Origin of the sequence: Variovorax robiniae (assembly GCF_037889955.1) — a bacterium.
GTDB lineage: Bacteria > Pseudomonadota > Gammaproteobacteria > Burkholderiales > Burkholderiaceae_C > Variovorax > Variovorax robiniae.
Map to the genome: position 1 here is coordinate 224,051 of NZ_JBBKZS010000009.1, position 18,503 is coordinate 242,553.

Here is an 18,503-nt window from a genome sequence, read left to right on the forward strand (position 1 = left end):
GACACTCTCCTTCACCTGCTGCCGAGTGGCATCAGTCTTCTTCGAAAGGAAGCTCTCTCATGATCTCGCTCACCCAACGTCTCCTCTCCGCCGGCTTGCTGGCCACCGCGGCCTTCGCCGCCTCGGCCCAGGCCCCCGCAACCCCCACCGTCCCCGGTGCGCCCGCCGCCGAGCAACGCACGGACCGCCAGCAACGCGACGCGAAGTTCTTCGAACGCATGCAGGCACGCCGCGCCCAGCACCTGGCGGCCCTGAAGGCCAAGCTCAACCTGAGTGCCGCGCAGGAAGGCGCGTGGTCGACATACACGGCGGCCACTGCGCCACCGGCTCGGCCGCCGCAGCGCCCTGACCGCGCCGAGTTCCAGAAGCTCACGACGCCGGAACGCATCGACCGCATGCAGGCGCGTCAAGCCGAACGCCAGGCCATGTTCGCCAAGCGTGCCGACGCGACAAAGACCTTCTATGCGGCGCTCTCTCCGGAGCAGCAGAAGACCTTCGACACCGAGTCGCTGGCCATGATGCGCCACGGCCCGCGTGGCGGCCCGGACCACCACGGTCATCGCCCGCCACCGACGAAGGGTTGAATCCACGGCCGGCAGCGGCCTGATCCCGACCTTTGATCCTTGACGACACGAAGCCCGCGGTACTCATGCACCGCGGGCTTCGTCACGATGGGGTTCAGCGTTTACTTCGGTGTGCCCGTCTCGTGCTGCGGATTGGTCGGCACGTCCGGCCGCTCACCCTTTTCGCCGCCCCGGAAGGTCGGCTTCACCTTGTAGGTCTGCTGCCGCACCTCGGCCCGCGTGGTGTCGCTGACCGGCGAGGGCATCATGTTCGGTTGGTGGTTGATCGTCGTGCTCGCTTCACCGCCCGGCGTCAGCGAATTGGCCGGGGTGCGGTTGTGGATCCGGGCCTCCGTCCGCACGGCGTCCCGCGAGACCGGCGCCTCGACGCTCGCGCCCGGCTTCACCGGATCCGGCTTCTGCGCCATCGCACTGCCCGTCACGGCCAACAGGCCAGCCAGCAAGGCCGATGAAATGAGTTGTCGTTGCTGCTTCATGGTGTCTTCCTTTTTTGCATGGTTTGAAAACTTTTCGGCCCCTTTCAAGGAACCGTGAAATCACCGTAGGCCTCCAACAAGGCACAGGGATGTGGTCATCGGACAGACACCCCTGTAGGAACAGGCCGCCGTGGCGCGAAGGCGCGCCCTGAACGTCGCGTGCTCCTACAGGCACGGGCTTTTCAGCGCCGTAAAAAGTGATCTCCATGACCCAACAACCACCCGCCACGCCTGTCATGCAATACACGCCGACATCGCTCAAGGTGATGACGGTGAACACGCACAAGGGCTTCACCGCGCTCAACCGCAAGTTCATCCTGCCCGAGTTGCGCGACGCGGTGCGCACCGTCGGCGCGGACGTGGTGTTCCTGCAGGAGGTGCAGGGGACGCACGAACGCCATGCGCGCCTGCATGACAACTGGCCCGACACACCGCACTACGAATTCCTGGCCGAGACCATGTGGCCGCAGTTCGCCTACGGCCGCAATGCGGTGTATCCGAAGGGACATCACGGCAACGCAGTGCTGTCGAAATTTCCGATCGTCGATTTCCAGAACCACGACGTGTCCATCGCCGGCCCCGAGAAGCGCGGACTCCTGCATTGCGTGTTGCGCCTGCCCGGTCGCGCCAGCGACGTGCATGTGATCTGCGCGCACCTGGGCCTGGCCGAAGGCCATCGCCAGCAGCAGCTGGAACTGCTCTGCCACATCGTGCGCGACGAGGTGCCTGCCGATGCCGCGCTGATCGTGGCCGGCGACTTCAACGACTGGCGCGGTCGCGCCCACGACGTGCTGGCCGAAGGCGCCTCCTTGCGCGAGGTTTTCGTGCAAGCGCATGGCAGCGCCGCGCGCACCTTCCCCTCGCGCTTTCCGCTGCTGCCGCTGGACCGCATCTACGTGCGCAATGCCGGCTCGCATGCACCCGTCGTGCTGCCGCGCAAGCCCTGGTCGCACCTGTCGGACCATGCGCCACTGGTGGCCGACATCGAACTTTGAAATGAACCGGAGAACCGCACCATGAGAAGCCGCTGGACCACCGGCAACAGCATCGAACTGCTGGAGAACGGCGAGAGCTTCTATCCGCGCGTCTTCGAGGCCATTGCCAATGCCGAGCGCGAAGTGATCATCGAGACTTTCATCCTGTTCGAGGACAAGGTCGGCGAGGCACTGCGCGACGCCATGCTTGCGGCGGCGCAACGCGGCGTGAAAGTTGACGTGATGGTCGACGGCTTCGGCTCGCCCGACTTCTCGCACGAGTTCGTCGACAGCCTCACGCGCGCCGGCGTGAAGGTGCGCGCCTTCGACCCTGGCAGTCCGGTGCTCGGCAAGCGCGTGAACCTGTTGCGCCGCATGCACCGCAAGATCGTCGTCATCGACGGTGTGCTGGCCTTCGTGGGCGGCATCAATTTCTCGGCCGACCATCTCGCGGACTTCGGGCCCAAGGCCAAGCAGGACTATGCGGTCGCGCTGCGCGGTCCCATCGTCAACGACATCCACCGCTTCGTGCTGCATGCGATCGCGGCCGGCGGAAAGGGCCTGCGGTGGTTCCGCCGCCGCGTGGAAGCCACCGCGCCCGACGTGCAGGCCGCACAGGCTCCGGGCAACGCCGACGTGCTCTTCGTCACCCGCGACAACCGCCACCACACCAACGACATCGAGCGCCACTACCGCGCCGCGATCCGCTCGGCGCGCCATCGCATCATCATCGCCAATGCCTACTTCTTCCCCGGCTACACCCTGATCCGCGAGATGCGGCGCGCGGCCCGGCGCGGGGTCGATGTGCGCCTGATCCTGCAAGGCGAGCCCGACATGCCGATCGTCAAGACCGCCGCGCGCATGCTGTACCACCATCTGCTGCATGCCGGCGTTCGCATCTACGAATACTGCGACCGGCCCCTGCACGGCAAGGTCGCGCTGGTCGACGACATCTGGAGCACGGTGGGCTCCAGCAACCTCGATCCGCTGTCCCTGTCGCTCAACCTGGAAGCCAACGTCGTCATTCGCGACAAGGCCTTCAACGCAGTGCTGGCCGAACGGCTCAGCCATCTCATGTGCGAAAGTTGCACGCAGATCGAACACCAGCACCTGGACGACTGGAGCGGGTGGCGGCTGGTGCGCAGCTTCTTCATCTTCCACCTGATGCGCTGGTATCCCTCTTGGGCTGGCTGGCTGCCGCCGCATGCGCCCAAGGTGGAGCGCGTGCACCAGGGACAGCCTGCCTCACGCGGTGCCACGCAAACGGACGCGGCATGAGCTTCCATTCGCTCACCGCCCGCCCGTGGTGGCCTTGGGCCAAGCGCATCGGCGTTGCGGGCTTCATCGCCTTCGTGCTCTTCATGCTCGTGCATGAAGCCCGCACCATCGACTGGGGCGAAGTCTTCGCGACGATGCGTGGCTATCCGCTCGGTGTCGTGGCCCTGGCAGCCGCGCTGGCCTGGACCAGCCACCTGATCTACAGCACCTTCGACCTGGTCGGCCGGCACTACACGGACCATCCCTTGCGCCCGGGCTCGGTCATGGCCATCACCTTCGTGAGCTATGCCTTCAACCTCAACCTGGGCACCGTGGTCGGTGCGCTGGCGATGCGCGTGCGGCTCTACACGCGGCTCGGCTTGGAGGCGCCAGTCATCGCGCGCATCGTCGGCCTGAGCATGCTGACCAACTGGCTCGGTTATTGCCTGCTGGCCGGCTTGGCCTTCCTGTTCTGGCCGGTGCCGCTGCCATCGGACTGGCACATGGGCACGGTGGCGCTGCGCGTGCTGGGCGGGGTGCTGGTGCTCGCGTCGCTGGGCTACCTGCTGCTCTGCGCGATCTCGAAGCGCCGCGAATTCAGCGTGCGCGGCCATGAAATCGACTTGCCGAACGTGCGCCTGGCCTGCGTGCAACTTGCCCTCTCGAGCGCCAACTGGGCAGTCATGGGCGCGACGATGTTTGTCCTGCTGCAAGGCCAGGTCGCCTACCCCGTGGCGCTGGGCGTGCTGCTGATCGGCGCGATCTCGGGACTCATGTCGCGCGTGCCGGCCGGGCTCGGCGTGCTCGAAGCTGTGTTCATCGCGCTGCTCTCACCGCCGCTGTCGACCACGACGCTGATTGCCGCGGTGCTGACCTACCGCGCCGTCTACTACTGGGCGCCGCTGGCCGTTGCGACCGTGGTGTACCTGGCGATGGAAGCCCGTGCGAAGAAGCTCGCAGCGCGGGCATCCGACGAGGGCGCAGCGCGAGGGCAACGACTGCAACCTTCCTGCTGACGACCTCAGAAGCGGTAGGCGTAGCGCAGCTTCACCAGGTTTTCCCCCGGATTCGGCTCCTTGATGCCGCCATTGGACACATGCAGCAGGCGCAGCGAGACCTCATGCGCGCCGGTCTCCCCGAAATTCCTCCCCACCGCCAGGACCTCGGTGAACTGGAACTGCGTGCTGAACCGTCGGCTGTCGGTCTCGTAGTAGCCGTCGAACACGGTCAGGCCGATGCCGAGCTCCGTGAACCAGGGCGAAGCGCCGCCGCTGAATCGGTAGCGCGCATTGGCAATCGCCCCAATCTGGGTGTACGTCTGATGACCCAGGAATCGCTGTCGGGCCCGCCAGTTGCTCACGAAGAAGTCGCCATAGGTCGTGACGACCCCGCCCCACATCTCACGCCGCGGCCCGAACGGGTAGGTGACCCCCACCGCGAGTACATCGGACTTGGAGGTGCCCTCCAGCGTCGATCCTCCTTCCACGTAGATGCCCCAATGCGTCGTCTGCGGCTGCGGACCCTGGGAGGACTGGGCCATCGCCGACCCTGCCGCCACCGCCATCACCCCACCGGCTGCACACGCTGCCACCGTCCTTCGCACGCACATTGGTTGAATCCCCCGCGGCAATCGCGCCGCCAACAAGATCTTGTTTGAACAATTGTGTCCAACGAAACGGAAATTTACCTGGGACGCGGTAGGAATGCAGGCCACCCCAATGAACTTTTTGCTGCAGTGCAGCAAAAAGGGATCGTTGCGCCGATAATCGAGGCCATGCGCACGCCCAACACCTCTCCCCGCTTCTTCAATCCGCTGATGCTCTGGACCGATGTCGCCCTGAAGACCGGCGAAATGCTGGTGTCCTCGGGCTCCGTCATCCAGATGCGCACGAGCCGCATGGCGATGCACGGCCTGCAGCCCTCGCCGGCCGACATGCGCGAGATCCACCTGATGAGCGAGGAAAAACTCGCCGCGGCCACCGAATCCGGCACTGCCATCGTGAATCAGCTGCACACCACCAGCTACGCGCTCGTCAATCGCGCCGTGCAACAGTGGTTCGAAAGCCACGGCGCGCTGTGGTCGCTGGCCACCAGCTTCACGCCCGCCCAGCTGCTGACCCGCAGCCAGGCCCTGCTGGATGCCAGCACGCGCCTCGTGCACACCTGGAGCCAGCTCTCCAGCGCCAGCGCCCGCATTGCCCAGCGTGCGCTCAAGCCGATCCATGCCAAGGCCACGTCCAACGCGCGCCGCCTAGCGCTGCCCGCACCCGCGGCGGCCTGACGCCTTTCAACGCGCGCGCACAAGGCGCAGCAGCGCGATTTCCGAGGGCGCGCCAAAGCGCTTCGGCGGCCCCCAGTAGCCGGTGCCCCGGCTCACATAGACCCACATGTCGCGCAGCCGGTGCAGGCCGGCCGTGAACGGTTGCTGCAACGGCACGAACAGGTTCCACGGAAAGAACTGGCCACCGTGCGTGTGGCCGGACAGCTGCAACTGGAATCCCGCCGCGGCGGCCGCCGGCGCGCTGCGCGGCTGATGCGCCAGTAGCACGCGCGTCGTGCTGGCCAGGGGCGCCCCGGCCAGCGCGCCTTCCGGATCGCTCGCCTGCGACGCGTCGAAATGGCCGGCGGTGAAATCGGTCACCCCCGCCAGCACCAGCGCCTCGTTGTCGCCAGTCGAGCGACCCGGTGAGTCCTGGCGAAGCACCACATGCTCGTTCAGCAGCACCTGCAACCCGATCCGGCGGAGCTCCGCGATCCAGGCCGGCGCCCCGGCGTAGTACTCGTGATTGCCGGTCACCACGTAGGTGCCGTGCCGCGCACGCAAGCCACCCAGCGGCGCGATGTGCTCGCGCAGCTCCGGCACGCTGCCGTCCACCAGGTCCCCGGTGATCGCCACCACGTCGGCATCCAGCACGTTCACCGCGTCCACCATGCGCTGGATATAGCCGCGCTTGATGGTCGGCCCGACGTGGATGTCGCTCAATTGCGCGATCGTGAAGCCTTCCAGGGCGCTCGGCAGCCCGGCGATGGGCACGTCGACCCGTCTCACGCCCGCTGTACGCCGCGCATTCACGAATCCGAGGAGGGAGGTACCGGTGGCCATCAACGGCACCGCAGCGGCGCTCCAGGCGGTTGCCACGGGCCAATCGACCGTCCAGAGCCCGGCCCAGTCGCCCAGCCAGGCACCCAACAGGCCGGCATCCCGCACCAGCGTCAGCACGAACATCGAGGAAAACCACCCCATGCTGAGCAGTCCGACCCACTTCAAGGTGTCCGACACCAGCTTCGCGGATGAACGCCGCCCGATGAAGGGCAAGGGCATCGTCACGGCGGAAACGAGCAGCAACAGCAACACCGCCGGCCACAACGGTGTCAGGCTCGCGAGCGAAGGAAGAAGCCGCACCCCGATCAGGAGGTGCAGCAGCAAGGTCAGCAGTGTGAGGGGGCGGATCGGCATCGGGGCCTGAGGCGACGGGGTATCCCGGGCCTATCACATGCAAGGCGCATGCCCCGCATTCAAGGCGCGGTCGCGAGAGATATTCCGGTTCTCAAGACGAAGTAGCTTCGCCGCCGTCAGCCCCGCGCAACCCGACCCCGGGGGGCTCAGGAACTCAGCGCGCTGGTCGGCCAGACAAAGGTCGCCTTGCTCGGCTCGCCCGCGCGCACCGTCAGTTCCTGCGTCAGCGTCTGGCCATTGAGCGTCGCCTCGACGTCATAGCGGCCCGGATCCAGCCGTGCCAGCAGGAACGGCCCGTCCGACTTGGCACTCAGCAACGCCCTGCCGGTGGCGGCATCCAGCACCCGCACCTTCACGTTGGCCGTGAAATCCGCGCCGCGCGCGTTCGTCGGATCCTTGACCGCGAATTCCAGCGTGGCCGCCCAGCGCGGCGACACCGTTTCCATGAACTGCGCCTCGTCCTTGCCGATACCGCCGCTCATGTACTCGATCCCATTGGTCATGCGGATCGGCGGATTCGCTGCCTGCGCGGAGAGCGCGCCGAACAGGCCGGCGCCGCAAAGCACAGCGATCGCCACGGGCCGCATCCTTGATTGCCAGGTCGTCATGGTCCAACTCCTTTCAAAGCGTGTGTGACATCCACATGCACACTCTGCGCCGCGCACCTTAGGGGAACCTGATCGACTCGGCGCCGCCGGACGGCTACAACCAGCCCGCCTTGCGAAACCGGTAGTACAGGTAGCCACTGGTGCTCACGATCAGCCCCAACGCCATGACGTAGCCGTAGCGCCACTTCAGTTCCGGCATCGCTTCGAAGTTCATGCCCCAGATGCCCGCGAAGGCCGTGCACACCGCAAAGATCGCGGCCCAGGCCGCCAGCCGCTTGGTCACTTCGCCGTCCTCGATGGTCACCATCGACAGATTGACCTGGATCGCCGTGCTGATCGTGTCGCGCATCGACTCGATCGACCCGTTGATCCGGCCCAAGTGGTCCACCACATCGCGGAAATACTCCTGCGTGCCCACGCAGACTTGCGGCACGCGCCCGCCATGCAGCTTGTTGGCGCCCTCGAGCAGCGGCGCTACCGCATGCTTGAGCACCATCACGCGCTGCTTGAGCGCATACAGGTTCTGGATGCTGGTGCGCGCGTTGCGCTCGACGAAGATCTGCCGCTCGACCTGCTCGAGCTCCACCTCCAGCGCATCGATCACAGGAAAGTAGCGGTCCACCACCGCATCCATCAGCGCATACAGCACGAAGCCAGAACCATTGCGCAGAAGCTCAGGCTCCCGCTCGCAGCGCGCCCGCACCCCCAGGAACCCCGATTTGCTCCGGCTGCGCACCGACACCACATAGTTGCTGCCCACGAACACGTCGACTTCGCCGACGTTGAGCCCGTGTTCTTCGCCACCCGCGACGGGTTCCACGATCTGCATCACGACGAACAGCGAATCGCCGTACTCCTCGATCTTCGGCCGCTGGTGACCGTGCCGGGCGTCCTCCACCGCCAGCTCATGCAGGTCGAACTCCAGCTTGAGTTCATCCAGTTCCTCCGGCGACGGGTCGCTCAGCGCCACCCACACGAAGCAGCCGGGCCGCAGCATGTAGTCGCTGATCGCCGACACGGGGATATCGGCCAGCTTGGCCCCGTCTTGATACGCAACACAGTTGATCAGCATCGTGAGTTGACCTCCGGTGGAGGTGTTGTGGCTTTGACAAGATTGTCCGGCTGGCCCGAGGGACGCGGTTGTTCTTGCTATTTCTTCTTATTCTTCTTATTCAAATTAGTAGTAGTAGTAAGGGCAGCGCTTTTCTGTGGACAGTGCCGTTTTTTCCTTTGGTTGCAAGGACTTGCGTCACTTCAACGGCTGTGCGCAGCCGCGCTTCCGAGCTGTCGCGCCGAAGCGAACAACATCGCGCTCGATCCGCGCGCTGTGGACAACCCGCCACTTGTGCCGAAAGCGTCCCCAGACTTGTACTTTGACAGCGTCCGAAAACCCCGATAAAGGGAGAAATGCACGTCGCAGTCCTCTGCCCAAGGATTAAGCAGACTGTTGATTCCCATTTAAAATCAACAACTTGCACGATCCCTACAGGTCAGTCCTACAGTTGTCCACAAAGTTACCCAAGTTTTGTGGGGAAAGATGTGACACGCGCATGACGCCGCGCGCACGGGATTGACCATTTCTTTTCGATGTTGCGCGGTGCACCAGGAAGCGCGCGCAAACATCGCTCAACGGTCTTGTATCGACGCTTCAGAAGGCGATGCAACCGGCGCCAGGCGCTGCCAGGCCGCCGCAAATGACGGTGGCGATGGGTCAGCGCGCCCCTTGCCATGGATCGCTTGGCCGGCCTCGCATGGCATGCCAAGCCCGAACCGCATGGAAAGCCCACAAATCATCCCTCTGGCAAGCCGCGGCCGCTCGTCCTCCGTCGCTCCATTGCCCATGCGTGGAACACGAGCCGGCATTCGAGCTCATCGAGATGCTTGCCGAAGCGGGGAAAGCATTCGGCGGCCACGGTCGTCGATCCTCGGCTGTTGCGAATTTCAACTGTTGCGTCGATGCGCCGCCGCAACGCGGGGCGGGGCTCTTCCTGCTATCTCTTCTTATTCTTCTTATTTAAATTAGTAGTAGTAGATAAGGATCGCACCGTCCTGTGGACAGCCTTCTTTTTCTGTTCTCTGACAAGAACTTGCGCCTCCTCAACCATTGTGCGTACCTGCGCTTTTGTGCTGTCGCGCCAAGGCGAACAACATCGAAAGCGTGGCTGGCGCTGTGGACAACCCCTCGCTTGTGCCGGAACGATCCCCAGACTTGTGCTTTGACAGCGTGCGGAGGACTTGATAAAGGGCCGAAATTCCATGCGCCAGGCACTGCCCAGGAATTAAGCAGACTGTTGATTTCCTTTGAAAATCAATGACTTGCATCGGTCCTACACAGTACTCCTACAGTTGTCCACATGGTTGCTCAAGGTTTGTGGGGAGAAGCTTGTGACAGGGTGATGACGGCGACGTTCGAGCCGAGAAATTCGATGAATGACTTTGCATTAACCCAAAAGTTAACAAGTGAAATAACTGCCGGTGAATGCTATGGTTCGCCCGCAGCTCCGCCCGCCCTTCATGAGCCTCCAAGACCCCGACTACATGCACCAACGACGTCAGGCGAGGACTGGCTGGGAGCGCAATCTGCGGCCGCAGCCGGAGCGCCTTGGCGTGCCCTTGCTGCTCTTCTGGATCTTCGCTCTGGCTTTGCTCTACCTCGGAGGGCGATGGCTGCTGGCGCTGCGCTCGCAGCGTCAAACGGCACCAGTAGCCACGAGCGTGCCGAACGTCCAGCGGCAGGCGCTCCCGTCTCCATCAGAGCCGAGTCAGACACAACCGCAGGCGCCAGCTGCTGAGCCTCCGCTCAGCGTTGAAATCACCAAGTGCGTATCGGGCGCCGGCAGGGCCGAATACTCCGATGGACCTTGCGCGAAAGGTTCCCGCGCTGTCGCCGTCCGTGTTCAACCCGACATCAATCTCGCTGATGGCATGAGTCCACAGGCCCGCGAGGCGTCGCGCCAGAACAACCGCGCACTTGCGTTGGAGGTCCGTCGCCGCGAAGAAGCCGTGGCGCGAAACGTTGGCTTCGACAACTCGGCGGCGTGCCGGACGTGGGAAGAGGCCATCGCATCGTTGGATGCCCTTGCTCGCCAACCCAACAGTCCGCAGAGGCTCGATTGGATTCGAGACGAACGAAAAGCGCTGAGAGACCGGCGATTTCGCGCGGGATGCCGGTGACGTCGCTGAGACGAGACGCGACTGTTACTAGACCGAGAACCTCACGCTCATTGGGTTGCTCCCCGTGTGGGACTGGTACCGTGCCTTGCCTCGATACTCGAATGGAGCAGCCTTGCCGCGTTCCAACTTGGTGTCCCGCACAAACAGGTGGATCTCGATTCCCAAGGCCTCGTGTCGAATGATCTCCTGGCCTCGCTTGCTCTGGGGTGTCGTGGCATTCTGACTTTGCCAGTGAAACGTAGACTCGTCGATCCAGCGATCAAGGTATCGGTGTTCGGCTGCTTTGCCCTGCTTGTTCAAGGTGACCAACAGGATATGCACCTTCTTGTCGTTCAGCACCACGTGGCCGACGTTCCAACTCCCCGGATTGAACGACTCGTCGAAGAGCGCTGGAATATCCTCGCGCGCGAACGACTGGCCGACAGCCAGGTCGATTGGTGCGATCACGTTGCGCAATCTGGCAAGCGTGCGCATGTCGTCCTCGGCGGGTAAGTCGGCGTAGTCGGGATTGTTGGCTCGGAGGATGTAGCGGCCATCCTTGGCCTTCGTGACCACTCGGAGCAGATATTGGTTATCGCCCCCGACTTCGTCTTGGCGTTCAAAGGCCATGACAGTACCGGTGGTCGAGCCGGCCTTGCTGGGGCTGAGCATTTCAAGCAGGAGGTAGTCTCCGTCGACGATGGGGTTCTTACCGCCGTTCATCGAGTTGCCCGAAGCGCGTGCGATGAAGTGCCGCGTCGGGTCCAATTGGCCATATTCCGCAGGAAGTGACCGATGCTCCTCGGCATCCGCGCGACCTGCTCGGAAATGGCCGCATGCAATCTTCAAGTTGGGAAAGTAGGGAAGCTCGACGATTGGCTTTGCCTTGGGGACGAAAGGGATGACGTTGGATGCAGCAAGGCCCGTGGATTGTCGGAACTCGTATGTCGCCAATCGGTAGTCGACGAGTTCCTGGATCATTGCTTCGGCAGTGGCCCCGGACCCTTGCGGCAAACTCTTTGCAAACTGGAATCGGTCGTTATCGATGCGGAAGTGCGCCTCGGAGGTGTCCGTGCGAGCTGCACGGATCCAGGCATCGATGGGATTTTTTTGCCAGTAGTTCATCCATTCGGCGGCCCGACCTCCGGACAACTGTTGCTTGTCGTCGGGCAAGTCGCTCAGCAATCCTTTCGGCGATGGATGACTTCCCATGATCGATCGGCCAGGTCGGCGACGGTCGGCGGGGAAATCAATCCATCGAGTTCCAAGAGGGCTTCGAGCAGCACCATCTTGAAACTCTTCGTCAGAGCTGTGGTCTCCACTTCCAGGAAGAAATCGCCAATGCGTTTCAGCAGGTCCGTCTCGCTCTCATCGAGATCGCCCATCGCGTGGACCAACTGGAACCACGAGCCATATTGACGGCGCACTGCCTGCACGCTGGAACCGGAACGGAAAAACTCGGCCAGCGTAGGCCGCCGACCGAGGCTGGCCCGCGAGGCTTCGTATTCTTTCTGTGGCCCTCTGCTGTCCAATGATTTAAGGAACTCGATGATCGCCAAGTCATAGTTGACGTAGCAACCATCAGGCAAATTGAGGCGTTCGTGCTCGGTATCCCTTGCAAAGTCGGCGAGCGCCTTGTAGGTAGCACCGACGCCGAAGAGCGCTTGTGGCTTCTGAAGAAAGCTCTGGTGGTTGCCGATGAAGTCCAAGACCACCAAGTACTTTTTTGAATCGTCACGCCGCAAGCCGCGTCCCAATTGCTGGAGGAAAAGAACCTTTGATTCTGTTGGACGCAACATCATCACGGTGTCGATGCTCGGCAAATCGATGCCTTCATTGAACAAGTCGACCGAGAAGATCACCGCCAGTTCACCATCGCGCAATTGATCCATCGCCTCGGTACGCCCGAGGACAGACCCGCCATAGACTGCCGCCGACGGAATTCCAGCCTTGTTGAATTGATCGGCCATGAAATCGGCATGCGCAATCGACACGCAGAACGAGAGTGTTCGACGCTGTGCACGTGATCTCCATTCTTTGAGGGCATGACGCGCACGAGCCAGCGTTGCAAGCTTGTTGGACAACTGCTCTGGATCGAAACGGCCATTGCGCCACGGGACTTCCCGATAGTCGACCGTCTCGTCGACGATGCCGAAGTAGTGAAACGGTGCGAGCAACTTGGCCTCGATCCCTTCGAACAAATGGCAGGTGAAGACGAGGTTGTCGTCGCACAACGAAAGGATGTCGGATTGGTCCGTGCGATCAGGCGTAGCGGTCAGCCCCAGCAGGAAGTCTGGTGCGAAATGGCCGAGCAGTCTTCGATATGTAGCTGCAGCGGCATGGTGAAATTCGTCGATGACAACGTAGTCGAAATGGTGTGGCGAGAATCTTCCGAGGTGTTCTGTCCGTGCCAGCGTTTGAACAGACGCGCAAAGGATGTCGACCTGCGTATCGCGGTTCTGGCCCATGTAGTAGCCGACACGCGCGCCCGGTCGGATCCGAATGAACGTCTGCGCTGCTTGATTCAGTATCTCTTCGCGATGCGCCACGAACAGAACGCGCCGAGCACCCATTCGCGCCGCATCGAATGCGGCCAGCCACGTCTTGCCCAATCCAGTGGCCAATACGACCAGCCCGCGACGGAATCCTTCGTTGCGTGTTTCGTTCAACGCGTCGAGTGCTTCAAGCTGCACTGACGTCGGAACAGGTGGCGGATCTTGTTCCTGGCTTCCAGGCGCAATGGCGCGCGGTGGCGGCACACGGCGGCGTTCGTAGTCTTCGATCCAACTGTCGTCCAGCGTCACCGTGTGGGGATGAGCAAACAGTTCCGCGAACCGTTCACGGGCTTCGAGGAAGCCATGATCGTCGGGGTAGGCGACCCGGTAGTTCCATTCGAGCCCGTCCTGCAATGCTTGACGGCTGATATTGCTGGAACCAATGAAGGCGGTGCCTTCAACGATTGCACCGGCGGCATGCTGGGCGAATATGTACGCCTTGAGATGGAAACTGCTGTTGCCCTGCGCTGCATAGACTCGAACCAACCCGCCTTGCTCTTGCAGCAATTGGAGATTGCGTAGGGCTTCAGGGTCTGTGACGTCCAAGTAATCACTGGTCAGGAAACGGACGCGGCACGGGGGCGACTTCGTGTTGGCCTGCGGAGTCAATGCCGCCAACAGGTCCGGCATCAGCAGACGCAGTCCCGTCATCTTCGTGAATGCGACGGCGATATCGATCTCAGTGGCTTGCGCCATCGCATGCGACAGATGCGGCAGGAATGGATCGGCGCCGCCAGTGACCAGTTTTCTCTTTCGTGTGTCTTCGCGAAGGATCAACGCGTTGATCCATTGTTCGGCACGGTCGGGCCGCTGGTCGTCCGTCACCCAAGTGTTGATTGCCTCCACTGCGGGTATTGAGCGGAACCACCCACGAATGGTCGCGTCATCTGCATCCGTAAACCGGCGACCACCATGCAAACGATCGCCACTCCCGAGTTTGAAGCTCACATAGAGGCAACCGCCCGGCCGAAGCGCTCGCCACAAGCGATGCAGCGCATCAGGGATCTCGGGCGACGCTACATGCAACAGGCTCGCGCAGGACCAGATACCGTCATAGGCAGCGATTTCCTCGACCTGGGCAAAGGTTCGTGCTTTCACTTCGAAGCCACAGTGATCACTGGCCAATTGGGCCAGTTCGGCTGAGGCATCAAATGCGCTTACTTCGAAGCCTCGAAGCGCAAATGCCTTGGCGTCTCGGCCTGAGCCGCAGCCGGCGTCCAGGATGCGCGCGCCCGGAGGCAATTTTGCGAGGAACGCCGCATACAACGTCGACATGTCGACATTGACGGTTGCTTCGAAAAACCTGCTCGCGTTTTGCTGGTAGTACTCGGTGTTCGGGTCCATCTCTGATGTCAGGCAGCAGCCCAACGGACAACGTGGAAGCCGGCGCGCTGCAGCCTACCAGGTGTCTCAGATATTGTTAACAGCCAGAACTGTGAGTGCCGAAATCCTACAGGGCAGCAAGCTTGGCGGAAGTGCCAATTTGAGATGCCAAGCGCTCGCCTCGAACGCAATCTGCATCAAACGTCGATATTCGCCGCCCGCAGCGCGTTCTGCTCGATGAACTCCCGCCGCGGCTCCACCTCATCCCCCATCAGCATCGTGAACACGCGATCCGCCTCGATCGCATCGTCGATCTGCACTTTCAGCAGGCGCCGCACGTTCGGATCCATCGTCGTTTCCCACAGCTGCTCAGGATTCATCTCGCCCAGGCCCTTGTAGCGCTGGCGCGAGGTCGTCCGTTCGGCTTCGCTGATCAGCCACTTCATCGCGATGCGGAAGTCGCCCACGCGTTCTTCCTTGGCGCGCTCGCCTTCGCCGCGCTTCACCACCGCCTGGTCGGACAGCAGGCCGCGGAAGGTGTTGGCGGCCTCGGCCAGCGCAGCGTAGTCGGCGCCGTGGACGAAGTCCTGCGTGATCACGCTGCTCTTGATGTTGCCGTGATGGCGGCGGCTGATGCGCAGCAGCGGCTTGTCGGTGCGCACGTCGAACTCGCTCGCGACTTCGGCGGGCACACCGGTCGTGTTGAGCTCACGCAGCTTGGTCTGCAAGGCCACGGCCGAGGCTTCGGCGCTGCCGGTCGTGTCCAGGTCGAGCCGCACGCCGTCGGCAATCGCGCGCAGCGCTTCGGCATCCATGAAGTTGCGCAGGCGTGCAATGACGGCTTCGGCCAACTGATGCTTGCGCGCCAGCTCCGCCAGCGTGTCGCCGCTGATCGTGGTCGACTTCTCGCCGCCGGTCTCGATGCTCGCATCCTTCAGCGCCACCTTCAGCAGGAACGCATCCAGCGCCGGGCCGTCCTTCAGGTACTGCTCTTCCTTGCCGACCTTCACCTTGTAGAGCGGCGGCTGCGCGATGTAGATGTGGCCGCGTTCCACCAGCTCCGGCATCTGACGATAGAAGAAGGTCAGCAGTAGCGTGCGGATGTGCGCGCCGTCCACGTCGGCGTCGGTCATGATGATGATGCGGTGGTAGCGCAGCTTGGCGACGTTGAAGTCGTCCGCGCCGCCGCCCGCCGTGGTCGCGCCGGCACGGCCGATGCCGGTGCCGAGCGCGGTGATCATGGTCAGGATTTCGTTGCTGGTCAGCAGCTTCTCGTAGCGCGCCTTCTCGACGTTCAGGATCTTGCCGCGCAACGGCAGGATGGCCTGGAACTTCCGGTCGCGGCCTTGCTTGGCGGAGCCGCCGGCGGAGTCACCTTCCACCAGGTAGACCTCGCACAGCGCCGGGTCCTTTTCCTGGCAGTCGGCCAGCTTGCCGGGCAGGCCCATGCCGTCGAGCACGCCCTTGCGGCGCGTCATCTCGCGGGCCTTGCGGGCGGCTTCACGGGCACGCGCGGCCTCGACGATCTTGCCGCAGATGATCTTGGCGTCGTTCGGGCGCTCCTGGAGGTAGTCGGTCAGCAACTTGCCGACGATGTCTTCCACCGGCGCGCGCACTTCGCTCGACACCAGCTTGTCCTTGGTCTGGCTGGAGAACTTGGGCTCGGGCACCTTCACGCTCAGCACGCAGCACAGGCCTTCGCGCATGTCGTCGCCGGTGACTTCGACCTTCGCCTTCTTGGCGAACTCGTTCTCTTCGATGTACTTGTTGATGACCCGCGTCATCGCGGCGCGCAGGCCGGTCAGGTGGGTGCCGCCGTCACGCTGGGGGATGTTGTTGGTGAAGCACAGAACCTGCTCGTTGTAGCCACTGTTCCATTGCATCGCCACTTCCACGCCGATGTGCGTGCCGGGGATGCCGCCGTAGGTGTCGGCCGGGCGCTCGCCCTCGGCATAGAAGGAGTTCGGATGCAGGACGGTCTTGCCCTTGTTGATGAACTCGACGAAGCCGCGCACGCCGCCGGCGCCGGAGAAGTCGTCTTCCTTCCCGGTGCGCTCGTCCTTCAAGCGGATGCGCACGCCGTTGTTCAGGAAGCTCAGCTCGCGCAGGCGTTTGCTCAGGATTTCGTAATGGAAGTCCGAGTTCTCCTTGAAGATCTGGACGTCGGGCAGGAAGTGCACTTCGGTGCCGCGCTTGTCGGTGTCGCCGATGATCTTCATGGGCGAGACTTCGACGCCGTCGACCGTGTCGATCAGCCGGTTCTGCACGAAGCCGCGGCTGAATTCGAGCTCGTGGATCTTGCCTTCGCGCCGCACCACCAGGCGCAGCATGACGCTGAGCGCGTTGACGCAACTGACGCCCACGCCGTGCAGGCCGCCCGACACCTTGTAGCTGTTCTGGTTGAACTTGCCGCCGGCATGCAGTTCGGTCAGTGCAATCTCGGCGGCCGAGCGCTTGGGCTCGTGCTTGTCGTCCATCTTCACGCCGGTCGGGATGCCGCGGCCGTTGTCGGTGACGGAGATCGAGTTGTCGGTGTGGATGGTGACGACGATGTCGTCGCAGTGGCCGGCCAGCGCTTCGTCGATGGAGTTGTCCACCACTTCGAACACGAGGTGATGCAAACCAGTGCCGTCGGAGGTATCGCCGATGTACATGCCGGGGCGCTTGCGCACCGCTTCCAGGCCTTCGAGGATCGTGATGGAGCCTTCGCCGTACGAGGTGTCCGGCGGGGTGATTTCAATCGGAATCGCGCTGTCGATTTCCGGGGTGTAGACCGGCTCGGTGTGCGGTACTTCGGGCTTGTTTTCTTCGCTCATCACTTTCCTTCCTCGGGCAACTCGGTGCGAGTCACCGTTCTCTCTCTGGTCCAGGGATGCCGCGCAACCGACGCTTGCCGCGTTGCGGGCATCGCCCCTTGCAAGGGGCTGGTCGGCCGCACGTCGTGCAGCCGACTTGTCCTCAAATCCGCATCGGCATCACGACGTACTTGAACGAAGCGTTCTCAGGGATGGTCAACAACGCAGAGCTGTTCGAATCGGCCAGGTCCAGCTTGACCATGTCCTGGCCCATGTTGGCCAGCGCCTCGATCAGGTAGGTCACGTTGAAGCCGATCTCGATCGCGTCGCCGCCGTAGTCGATGTCGAGCTCGTCCTGCGCCTCTTCCTGCTCGGCATTGCTCGATGCGATGCGCAAGGTGCCCGGCTCGATGTTCAGTCGCACACCCTTGAACTTCTCGCTCGTCAGGATGGCGGTGCGCTGGAGGCTGGCCAGCAGCGGCGCGCGGCCCAGGGTCACGCTGTTCTTGTGGTTCTTGGGAATCACGCGGTTGTAGTCGGGGAACTTGCCCTCGACCAGCTTGGTGACGAATTCCATGCCGCCGAAGCTGAACTTGGCCTGGTTGCTCGCGAACTGCATCTCGATGACCGGCTGGTCTTCACCGCCGGCATCGCTCAGCAGGCGCTGCATTTCCAGCACCGTCTTGCGCGGCAGGATCACTTCCTGGCGCGGCACTTCTACGTCCAGCGTGGCCGAGGCAAAGGCCAGGCGGTGGCCGTCGGTCGCGACCAGGCTCAACTGCTTGCCTTCGGCGACGAACAGGATGCCGTTCAGGTAGTAGCGGATGTCATGCACCGCCATCGAGAAGGACACCTGGCTCAGCAGGTCCTTCAGCGTCTTCTGCGGCACGCTGAACACCGGGCCGAAGCTCGCGGCTTCCTGCACCAGCGGGAAGTCCTCGGCCGGCAACGACTGCAGCGTGAAGCGGCTCTTGCCACCCTTCAACACCAGCTTGCTCGCGCTCGATTCCAGGCTCACCGTCTGGTCGGCCGGCATGGTGCGCAGGATGTCGATGAGCTTGCGCGCACCGACGGTCGTCGTGAAGTTGCCCTCGTCGCCGCCGAGCTCGGCGCTGGTGCGGATCTGGATCTCCAGGTCGCTGGTCGTCAGTTGCAGTTGCCCGCCGGTCTTGCGGATCAATACGTTGGCCAGGATGGGCAATGTGTGGCGCCGCTCCACGATGCCGGACACCGATTGCAGCGCGGCGAGAACTTTGTCTTGTGTGGCCTTCAGGACGATCATGCTTGCTTACCTCTTCCAGTCTTTCTTTGAATTGCGTTC

14 protein-coding genes and 1 pseudogene are annotated in these 18,503 nt (G+C 63.0%); 6 read left to right on the top strand and 9 right to left on the bottom strand.

Annotation, left to right across the window (positions count from 1 at the left end; genetic code table 11):
* The first annotated feature begins 59 nt into the window (after window positions 1-59).
* The gene (locus WKW79_RS21545) at window positions 60-584 is read left to right on the top strand and encodes a Spy/CpxP family protein refolding chaperone (protein ID WP_340337246.1); all 525 of its coding nucleotides are present in this window, start codon (window positions 60-62) and stop codon (window positions 582-584) included.
* Window positions 585-685: 101 nt separating this feature from the next.
* Here the strand turns inward: WKW79_RS21545 and WKW79_RS21550 are convergent, their stop codons facing one another.
* Window positions 686-1,060: a serine/threonine protein kinase gene (locus WKW79_RS21550; RefSeq protein WP_340337247.1), complete on the bottom strand. Its 375-nt coding sequence runs from the start codon at window positions 1,058-1,060 to the stop codon at window positions 686-688.
* A 206-nt stretch (window positions 1,061-1,266) separates the two neighbouring features.
* Between WKW79_RS21550 and WKW79_RS21555 the strand changes: the two genes are divergently transcribed.
* Genes WKW79_RS21555 through WKW79_RS21565 form a run of 3 tightly spaced genes read left to right on the top strand, consistent with a single transcriptional unit; the run spans window position 1,267 to window position 4,307 of the window.
* Window positions 1,267-2,055, top strand: a complete 789-nt coding sequence (locus WKW79_RS21555; RefSeq protein ID WP_340337248.1) for an endonuclease/exonuclease/phosphatase family protein — start codon at window positions 1,267-1,269, stop codon at window positions 2,053-2,055.
* Between the two features lie 21 nt (window positions 2,056-2,076).
* Window positions 2,077-3,312, top strand: coding sequence for a cardiolipin synthase ClsB (gene clsB / locus WKW79_RS21560; RefSeq protein ID WP_340337249.1), 1,236 nt, complete (start codon window positions 2,077-2,079; stop codon window positions 3,310-3,312).
* The gene (locus WKW79_RS21565; protein WP_340337250.1) at window positions 3,309-4,307 is read left to right on the top strand and encodes a lysylphosphatidylglycerol synthase transmembrane domain-containing protein; all 999 of its coding nucleotides are present in this window, start codon (window positions 3,309-3,311) and stop codon (window positions 4,305-4,307) included. The genes clsB and WKW79_RS21565 overlap by 4 nt, the downstream gene beginning before the upstream one ends.
* 5 nt (window positions 4,308-4,312) lie before the next feature.
* Here WKW79_RS21565 and WKW79_RS21570 read toward each other — a convergent pair whose 3' ends face one another.
* Window positions 4,313-4,831 carry an acyloxyacyl hydrolase gene (locus WKW79_RS21570; RefSeq protein ID WP_340337251.1) on the bottom strand — a complete coding sequence of 173 codons (519 nt, stop codon included), beginning with the start codon at window positions 4,829-4,831 and terminating at the stop codon, window positions 4,313-4,315.
* Between the two features lie 234 nt (window positions 4,832-5,065).
* Here WKW79_RS21570 and WKW79_RS21575 point away from each other — a divergent pair, with 234 nt between their 5' ends.
* The gene (locus WKW79_RS21575; protein WP_340337252.1) at window positions 5,066-5,572 is read left to right on the top strand and encodes a polyhydroxyalkanoate granule-associated phasin; all 507 of its coding nucleotides are present in this window, start codon (window positions 5,066-5,068) and stop codon (window positions 5,570-5,572) included.
* A 6-nt stretch (window positions 5,573-5,578) separates the two neighbouring features.
* On the opposite strand, the gene WKW79_RS21580 is transcribed toward WKW79_RS21575, so the two are convergent.
* The 3 genes from WKW79_RS21580 to WKW79_RS21590 form a co-directional block, all read right to left on the bottom strand.
* Window positions 5,579-6,748 carry a metallophosphoesterase gene (locus tag WKW79_RS21580; RefSeq protein WP_340337253.1) on the bottom strand — a complete coding sequence of 390 codons (1,170 nt, stop codon included), beginning with the start codon at window positions 6,746-6,748 and terminating at the stop codon, window positions 5,579-5,581.
* Between the two features lie 146 nt (window positions 6,749-6,894).
* Complete coding sequence (locus tag WKW79_RS21585) at window positions 6,895-7,356, bottom strand: carboxypeptidase-like regulatory domain-containing protein (RefSeq protein ID WP_340337254.1); 462 nt, start codon at window positions 7,354-7,356, stop codon at window positions 6,895-6,897.
* Between the two features lie 94 nt (window positions 7,357-7,450).
* Complete coding sequence (locus WKW79_RS21590; protein WP_340337255.1) at window positions 7,451-8,428, bottom strand: magnesium and cobalt transport protein CorA; 978 nt, start codon at window positions 8,426-8,428, stop codon at window positions 7,451-7,453.
* A gap of 1,535 nt (window positions 8,429-9,963) precedes the next feature.
* Here WKW79_RS21590 and WKW79_RS21595 point away from each other — a divergent pair.
* Window positions 9,964-10,530: a hypothetical protein gene (locus WKW79_RS21595; RefSeq protein ID WP_340337256.1), complete on the top strand. Its 567-nt coding sequence runs from the start codon at window positions 9,964-9,966 to the stop codon at window positions 10,528-10,530.
* 27 nt (window positions 10,531-10,557) lie between these two features.
* Here WKW79_RS21595 and WKW79_RS21600 read toward each other — a convergent pair whose 3' ends face one another.
* The 4 genes and pseudogenes from WKW79_RS21600 to dnaN all read right to left on the bottom strand — a co-directional run bounded on the left by WKW79_RS21600 (window position 10,558) and on the right by dnaN (window position 18,464).
* Entirely contained in the window at window positions 10,558-11,682 is a 1,125-nt protein-coding gene (locus WKW79_RS21600) for a DUF3427 domain-containing protein (protein WP_340337257.1), read from the bottom strand.
* A 5-nt stretch (window positions 11,683-11,687) separates the two neighbouring features.
* A complete protein-coding gene (locus WKW79_RS21605; RefSeq protein ID WP_340337258.1) occupies window positions 11,688-14,408 on the bottom strand; it encodes a DEAD/DEAH box helicase family protein in 2,721 nt (906 codons plus the stop codon).
* 176 nt (window positions 14,409-14,584) lie between these two features.
* Window positions 14,585-17,101, bottom strand: a pseudogene (gene gyrB, locus WKW79_RS21610) (DNA topoisomerase (ATP-hydrolyzing) subunit B); the annotation flags it as partial.
* A gap of 244 nt (window positions 17,102-17,345) precedes the next feature.
* Window positions 17,346-18,464 carry a DNA polymerase III subunit beta gene (dnaN, locus tag WKW79_RS21615; protein ID WP_340337260.1) on the bottom strand — a complete coding sequence of 373 codons (1,119 nt, stop codon included), beginning with the start codon at window positions 18,462-18,464 and terminating at the stop codon, window positions 17,346-17,348.
* Window positions 18,465-18,503 lie beyond the last annotated feature (39 nt).